The organism is Actinoalloteichus spitiensis RMV-1378 (genome assembly GCF_000239155.1).
GTDB classification, from domain to species: domain Bacteria; phylum Actinomycetota; class Actinomycetes; order Mycobacteriales; family Pseudonocardiaceae; genus Actinoalloteichus_B; species Actinoalloteichus_B spitiensis.
This window is the reverse complement of record NZ_AGVX02000511.1, coordinates 1-6,828: the sequence shown is the minus strand read 5'-3', so window position 1 is coordinate 6,828 and position 6,828 is coordinate 1. Positions and strand designations below refer to the sequence as shown.

Sequence of the window (6,828 nt, the reverse complement as noted above, 5' to 3'; positions counted from 1 at the left end):
GAAGGGGCGGTGAGGGCGGCCGGTCGGGGGCGGGCTTCACCGCCCGCCTCCCGCTCCGGGACAGGCGTGCTCGGGCGCTCGCCGGAGCGCGCGGCCCGGCGCGCCGGCGAGGGGGACCCGGAACCCGGTGGCGGCCCGCCCGGGCGGATCGGCGGCCGGAGAACGCGCCCCTCGACCACGCGGGGTTGGTGGAACAGCCCGGACGCTGTCCGGGCGGGGAACGTCCTCGCGAGTCGAGACCGCTCGACGACCCGTGACCGGGGAACCACCTCGGCACGAGCCGGCTGCTGCCCAGGGGCGGGGCGCTCCCGCCGCGGAGGAGCGCCCGGCGCGGGGCGTGCGCGGGACAGGGGTCGACCGTGTCGTCCGGCGGTGGGAGAGGGGCCGCGCTCTCGGTGTCGTGGCACGGGCCGCGGCCCCTCGGTGCGCGGCCTGGCGGAAGGCTGGAAGCCGCCGGACCCCACCCCGTTCGCCGGGAGGGGCCGGCGGACGTCCATGGGCGCCCACCGGGCGCGGGGCGAGGACGGGCACCCCGTGCCCAGCGCGGACGCCTCGCTGGTCAGCTGGTGGGCCGCTGGCGTCGTCTGCTGGCGGTCGCCACTCCCCCGGAGGGGGGAGCCGGAACGGTCCGTCCGCTCAGTCGCTGGCCGACAACGCGGCCACCAGCTCGCCCACATCGGCGTTGTCCAGCGACCGGGCGACGTCCGCCTGCGACACCATGCCGACCAGGGTGTGGCCGTCGATCACGGGAAGCCGCCGGACCCGGTGTCGGGTCATCGTGCGGAGAACCTCGTGCGCGTCATCATCGGCCCCCACGGTGACCGCCTCACCCTGTGCGAGCTCCCCGACGTGGACCGCGCGCGGGTCCTTGCCCCGCGCGAGCACCCGCACCACGATGTCCCGGTCGGTGATCAGGCCCTTCAGCCTGTTGTCGTTCCCGCAGATGGGTAGGGCTCCGACATCGAGCTCGGCCAGCCGGTTGGCCGCGTCACGCACGCTCTCCTCGGTGGACACGCAGCGTGCGCCTGGCGTCATGATCTCCCGCGCGGTCGTCACGATCTCGCTCCCTTCGTCGTTCGAACGTCCCTGCCCTCCTGTGGGTACCCATGAACGACATCCCACACCTGGGCGCGCGGGAATCGGGCGTCCGGTCGCCCGTCGACCTGGGACGTCCGTGGCCGAACCGGATCACCTGAGGGCGAGAACGCGCCGGCTCGAGCGGCGGGACGGTCGGGGCGCGGGCGGGCCCCGGACTCCCCGCCGGTCCGCACGACGGCGTCCGGCCTCGCCACGAACCGGGGAGGGACCGGTGGGCGCGGTGCGCGGTGGTGGGTGCGGGGACAGCTCCTCGGCGGCCTCCCTGGTGCTGCCGCCCCGGACGCTGCTCCGGTCACCAGCGGCTCGCGGCGGGTGAGCCCGTGGGGGCTCAGCACCAGGGGCATGATCTCGGCCAGGGTCGGCGCCGAGGGCAGTGCAGCACCGAGCCCCGCAGGGTGATCCACTGCCCGGCTCGCGTCCGCACCCGCATCGCCGCCGGCACGGCCCTCGGGTCGGCTTCGGCGTGCCGGGCCAGTCGGGAGACGGCCAGGAACGCGGCGGGCACGGCCAGCACGGCGAACACCGGGTCCGCGAGCTCGCGCGGCAGGGCCTGCCCCGGCTGGTCCGCCGCGACCAGCTCGTTCGTGCGATCCCAGGACGATCACGGCGGGGACCGGGACGTGCGGGGCGGGCGGTAGGTGCGGCGGAGCGCGGCGGTGAGCACCCGTTCGTCTGACCGGCGCAGCGGAGTTCCGCACCGGCGCAGGGGAGCACGGCCCTTCTCCCGCATGAGGACCGCGAAGCCCCAGGTGTCCGCACCGAGATCCATATGGGTGGGAACACGAGGTCCACCCATGGCTCCGAAGGCGGTGCGGACGATCATCCCGCCCGGGGCTGCCGGCGGGCTTCGGGTCGCGGTCGCCTCGCGGCAGGGAACCGTCCCCGGTGCGCCGAGCCTCGGGGTCTCGCGGGTCCCAGAGGAGCACCGCCGACCGGAAACCGGTGGCAGGCCCGGCCGAGCTGAGTCGAGGATTCGCGGCATGGTCAACTTCCTGGAGAGCGATCGGCTCGTCCTGCGCGCGTTCACAGCGGCCGACACCGAGCACCTGGCCGCCCTGGACAACGACCCCGAGGTCATGCGTTTCCTCACCGGTGGCCGGCCCACCCACCGCGAGACGATCGAGACGCGGGTCCTACCACGGCTCCCGCACGACTACCCCTGCTGGCGGACCCGCGGCTACTGGGCCGCGCAGGAGAGGACCACCGGCGCCTTCCTGGGCTGGTTCGAGTTCCGGCCGTGGGAGGAACACAGCCCCGCCGTGGTCGAGCTCGGCTACCGGTTGAGGCGGGCGGCATGGGGGCGCGGATACGCCACCGAGGGGGCCCGGGCCCTGATCCACAAAGGGTTCACCGAGATGGCGGTCGAGCGGGTCACCGCGAACACGATGGCCGTCAACACCCGTTCCCGTCGCGTCATGGAGAAGTCGGGGCTGTCCTTCGTCCGCACCTTCACCGGGGACTGGCCGGAGGCGATCGAGGGCTCCGAGCACGGTGAGGTCGAGTACGAACTCACCCGGTCGGAGTGGGAACGGCGTCGGTAGACACCGACTGCCCCCGTCACGACGCTCGACGCCCCTGGTCACCTCCGCGCATCCCCGTGCTGGCTGCCCGCCACGCGGGTCCCGCGCGTCCCCGGTACCGCGAGCTCCACCCAGCGACACCTCCCCGACGGCAACCGTGGCGCTCGCGGAGCGGTGGGGCGGCGACGGTTCGTTCGGCGGGGCCAGGCAGGCACCGTCCGTTCCGCCGGTACCCACGTCGATCCTTCCCCGCACCGGGGTGCTCGAGGGCCGGTCAGGGTGGGCAGCACCCGGCGGGGACGTTCTCCAGGTGGTGGGCCGCTCCCCGACCGGCACGGGTCCCCTTGCTGCTCCAGTGCTACCGGCCCCTCACGGTCGCCCGGTCCACGCCGTGCGGGTCCGGCTCGCGCACCGTCGACGCGGGGTACCTCGCTGCTCGGCGCGATCCACGAGGGGCGGCACAATTCATTGCATCGTCTATGTTATGAATAGTATCCATGTGCAAGTGCGCGCCCGGTCCGTCCTCCCCTCTCGTCTCTGCCGGGGTGCCCGGGGCTGCCGCGCCCCCGCCACGGCTGGCATCCCTCCGGGTTGGACCGGCACGAGCAGCGGTGCCCCGTCCTCCCGGTCGTCACCCCGAACTGATTCGCCGCGACGGCATCCTCGAACCCTGACTTCCGACACCGGAGCGGTGATCATGAGAATCCTGTTCAGTGCCGTGCCCGCCCACGGGCACGTCCTCCCGCTGGCGCCACTGATGGAGGCCGCGGTCGCCAGCGGACACTCCGTGGCCCTGCTGGCCAGTGAGAGCGTGCGCCCGCTGGCCGACCAGGAACTCTCGGCCGGTGTCGAACTCCTCGGTTCGGGAGCCGCCGCGCCGGAATTCCTCGCCGAGGCGGGACGCCGAACCGGCGGTGACCCGACTCGGCCGAACCCGGCGGTGATCGGTGAGATCTTCGGCAACACCCGCCTCGACCTCGACGCGGACGAGGCACTCCAGCGCGCGCGGGAATGGGAACCGGATCTGGTCGTGGCCGAGGCGTTCGACACCGTCGGACCGCTGATCGCCGCGCATCTCGACGTTCCATGGCACCAGATGGGCCTCGGGCCCGGGCTGGCTCCGGTACTGGCCGACCAGATCACCCAGGCCGTCGCGCCACACTACGAGCGCGCGGGGACGAAACCGCTACCGCCGTCCAGCTACCTCGACCCGTGCCCGCCGCGCTCCAGGCTCCGGACTGGGTGAGCCCAGCGCCCGTACTGCGGGTCCAACCGAGGGCCCACCGCCGCCCCGCGGCCACCGAGGTGGACCTACCGCGTTTCACGGACCCGGGCAAGCCAACCGTGCTGCTCACCCTCGGGACCGTCTTCACCGAGGGGCCGACCTTGGCCGCGTTCGTCGAGACCGTGGCCGACGCGGACGTCAACGTGCTGGCCACGCTCGGCATGGCGATCCCGCAGCCGCCCGAGATCACGAGCCGAGGCGAGGTCCGTTACGTCTCGTTCGCACCCCTGGATCAGCTACTCACGGACGCGAGGCTGGTGGTGGCGGCCGGAGGGTCCGGCACGGTCCTGGGCGCGCTGAGCCGCGGCGTCCCCCTGGTCCTCTGCCCCCAGGGGGCTGATCAGGCGATCACCGCCGCTCGGGCCGCGGCCGCCGGAGTGGCTTCCGTCGTGGGCTCACCCGACGAACTGACGGGGGCCGTGACCCGGGCCCTGCAGGACCAGGACCTGCGCACGCGGGCTGCGGAGCTGGCGGCCGACATCGCGAGCACACCGACACCCGCTGATGTCATCGCCGCGCTGACCGATCCCGCTCCTCGGGCCTGACCACGGGTCCGGCGGGCAGCCATCGTCGAGCCCGGCCGGGGCATCCGGTAGCCGTCCCGTTCGACCATCCGCCGTGGTCGAACGGGACGGCAGGCACCGGCAGCCGAAGAGGAACGGGCACCGAGGCCCGGCACCGGCCACCACCGGGGGGCGGCGCTCCGGCGTGCCTCGGGCGAGGAGAACGGTGTCCCGCTCAGTGCGGCGCCCAAGACCATCAGGTGACCCCGTAAGCAATGAATATCCTGGGGTAGCCTTCCCCGGTGCCCACCCGCCGTCCGTACCATTCCCCCCGTCGCGAACGGGAGGCGTTGGCGACGCGGCAGGACATCCTGCGAGCGGCGAGGGAGTTGTTCACCGCCCGTGGCTATGGCCGGGTCACGGTGGCCGACATCGCCCGGCAGGCCAACACCGCCCTGAAAACGGTGTACGCCAGTGTGGGCACGAAGTCGGACCTCCTCCACTGCCTGATCGACTCCGGGATCTCCCAGTCCCACGCGACCGCAACCCTCGAGAAGCTTCGCGACGCGACGAGTCTCGAGTCCGCCATCACCCTGGTGGCACGCGGTACGCGGGCCGACCACGAGCGGCACCGGCCCACGATCGACGTGTTGTACTCGGCGGTGGCCAGCGATGACAGCGCGCGAGACGTCTGGGAACACATGGTGACGCTGTACCGTGGTGCCCTGGAGGAGGCCGCACGGCAGATCGTGGGGAAGGGGTTCGCTCCCCGCTTCGACGTGCCCGGGGTGCGGGACCGGCTGTGGTTCTGCTTCGGTATGAACGCGTGGCGGACTCTCACCGTCGACTGCGAGTGGAGCTACGACGACGCCGAGCGCACGCTCAGGCGCCAGGCGATCAGCATCCTCACTGAGCCGCCATCGATCCCGCCGGGTACGAGGTGATCCCGGTGCGGCTCCCCCACCGGCGCTTCCCGCTCGGGAACGCCACCGGGGTGGCGCACGAAATCCCCGCTCCTGCCAGCATCTCGCGCGACCGGTCCTGACCGGCCTCACCGAACGCGCGCCGTTCGGCCGTCGACGACGTGCTGGGCGGAGGAACGGAGCGGCGTTCACCCGCTCCCGGCCATGTCCAACGTATAGCGCACTGGTGGGCTTGCGGCAAGACCCCCCTGGTGCCGCAGAATCGCCGGCCGGAGCCGCAACCGACGGAAACGGGTGACGCGAGATGCGCGTGCTGTTGTCGACCTACGGATCACGAGGGGACATCGAACCGCTGGTCGGGCTCGCCGTTCGATTGCGGGAACTCAACGCGGAAGTGCGGGTGTGCGCCCCGCCGGACGAGGACTTCGCCCGCCGGTTGACCGAGGTGGACATCCCCATAACAGGCGTCAGCGCGTCAGCCCGGGGGTGGACGAAAGCGGCCCCACCGCCATCCGGCCTGCCGCGGCGCGCGGCTGAGGTGATCGCCGGGCAGTTCGAGGCGATCACCCCGGTCGCGGAAGGATGCGACGCGCTGGTGGCGACGGGCATGATGCCGGCCGCGGCCGGCGCGCTCTCGGTGGCCGAGATGCTGGGCATCCCCTCCGTGTCGGTCACGTTCCAGCAGCTCACGCTGCCGGCGCCGCACCGCCGGCCGCTGGCCTACCCTGGGCGGCCGTTCCCGCCGGAGGTGACGGACAACCGCGTGCTCTGGGACCTCGACGCCCGGAACATCGACGCGCTGTTCGGCGAGGCCCTGAACACGAACCGGACGACGGCCGGTCTGCCCCCGGTGCACGGCGTCCGCGACTACGTCATCGGCGACCGGCCCTGGCTGGCGACGGACCCGGTCCTGGACCCGTGGCGGGAGACCCCGGCTTTCGACGTCGTCCAGACCGGGGCCTGGGTGCTACCGGACGAGCGGCCGCTCCCAGCCGAGTTGGTGGCGTTCCTCGACGCCGGTGAGCCCCCGGTCTACGTCGGCTTCGGCAGCATGCCCATGCACGCCTCGACCGACATCGCCCAGGTGGCCCTCGAGGCGGTCCGCGCCCAGGGCCACCGCATCGTCCTCGGACGGGGCTGGGCGGACCTGGCCCTGCTCGGCGGCGGCGACGACCGCATCCTCGTCGGCGAGGTCAACCACCAGGCCCTGTTCCGCCGGGTGGCCGCCGTCGTGCACCACGGTGGCGCGGGCACCACGACCACCGCCACCCTGGTCGGAGCGCCCCAGGTCGTGGTCCCCCAGCTGGCGGACCAGCCGTACTGGGCCAGCCGGGTGGCCCAGCTGGGCATCGGCGCGGCGCACGACGGTCCCACTCCCACCGTCGAGTCGCTGTCGGCCGCGCTCGCCACGGCCCTGGCCCCGGAGACCCGCGCCCGCGCGGCCACGGTGGCGGCCACCCTCCGCACCGACGGCGCGGCGGTGGCCGCGCGGCTGCTGC

8 protein-coding genes are annotated in these 6,828 nt (G+C 73.4%); 5 read left to right on the top strand and 3 right to left on the bottom strand.

What is annotated here, in order from left to right:
- Positions 1–636: 636 nt before the first annotated feature.
- From ACTIDRAF_RS0220575 to ACTIDRAF_RS33990, 3 genes are all read right to left on the bottom strand, one after another.
- A complete protein-coding gene (locus ACTIDRAF_RS0220575) occupies positions 637–1,056 on the bottom strand; it encodes a CBS domain-containing protein (RefSeq protein ID WP_016700609.1) in 420 nt (139 codons plus the stop codon).
- A 370-nt stretch (positions 1,057–1,426) separates the two neighbouring features.
- Positions 1,427–1,621, bottom strand: a complete 195-nt coding sequence (locus ACTIDRAF_RS33995) for a hypothetical protein (RefSeq protein WP_157163169.1) — start codon at positions 1,619–1,621, stop codon at positions 1,427–1,429.
- Between the two features lie 78 nt (positions 1,622–1,699).
- On the bottom strand, positions 1,700–1,867 hold the full coding sequence (locus tag ACTIDRAF_RS33990) for a hypothetical protein (protein WP_016700607.1): 168 nt from the start codon (positions 1,865–1,867) through the stop codon (positions 1,700–1,702).
- Positions 1,868–2,078: 211 nt separating this feature from the next.
- Between ACTIDRAF_RS33990 and ACTIDRAF_RS0220560 the strand changes: the two genes are divergently transcribed.
- From ACTIDRAF_RS0220560 to ACTIDRAF_RS0220545, 5 genes are all read left to right on the top strand, one after another.
- A complete protein-coding gene (locus tag ACTIDRAF_RS0220560; RefSeq protein ID WP_016700606.1) occupies positions 2,079–2,639 on the top strand; it encodes a GNAT family N-acetyltransferase in 561 nt (186 codons plus the stop codon).
- Positions 2,640–3,315: 676 nt separating this feature from the next.
- On the top strand, positions 3,316–3,864 hold the full coding sequence (locus tag ACTIDRAF_RS33985; protein WP_016700605.1) for a glycosyltransferase family protein: 549 nt from the start codon (positions 3,316–3,318) through the stop codon (positions 3,862–3,864).
- On the top strand, positions 3,861–4,448 hold the full coding sequence (locus ACTIDRAF_RS33040; RefSeq protein ID WP_157163168.1) for a glycosyltransferase: 588 nt from the start codon (positions 3,861–3,863) through the stop codon (positions 4,446–4,448). Before ACTIDRAF_RS33985 ends, ACTIDRAF_RS33040 begins: the two co-directional genes overlap by 4 nt.
- A 260-nt stretch (positions 4,449–4,708) precedes the next feature.
- Positions 4,709–5,350: a TetR/AcrR family transcriptional regulator gene (locus tag ACTIDRAF_RS30110; protein WP_083886524.1), complete on the top strand. Its 642-nt coding sequence runs from the start codon at positions 4,709–4,711 to the stop codon at positions 5,348–5,350.
- Between the two features lie 283 nt (positions 5,351–5,633).
- The coding region (locus ACTIDRAF_RS0220545; RefSeq protein ID WP_016700602.1) for a glycosyltransferase at positions 5,634–6,828 on the top strand (1,195 nt) is incomplete at its 3' end.

Excerpts from the sequence above, each read along its gene's own strand:
- ACTIDRAF_RS0220560 (WP_016700606.1), top strand. The coding sequence starts at position 2,079 with ATGGTCAACTTCCTGGAGAGCGATCGGCTCGTCCTGCGCGCGTTCACA.
- ACTIDRAF_RS33990 (WP_016700607.1), bottom strand. The coding sequence starts at position 1,867 with ATGGATCTCGGTGCGGACACCTGGGGCTTCGCGGTCCTCATGCGGGAG.
- ACTIDRAF_RS33985 (WP_016700605.1), top strand. The coding sequence starts at position 3,316 with ATGAGAATCCTGTTCAGTGCCGTGCCCGCCCACGGGCACGTCCTCCCG.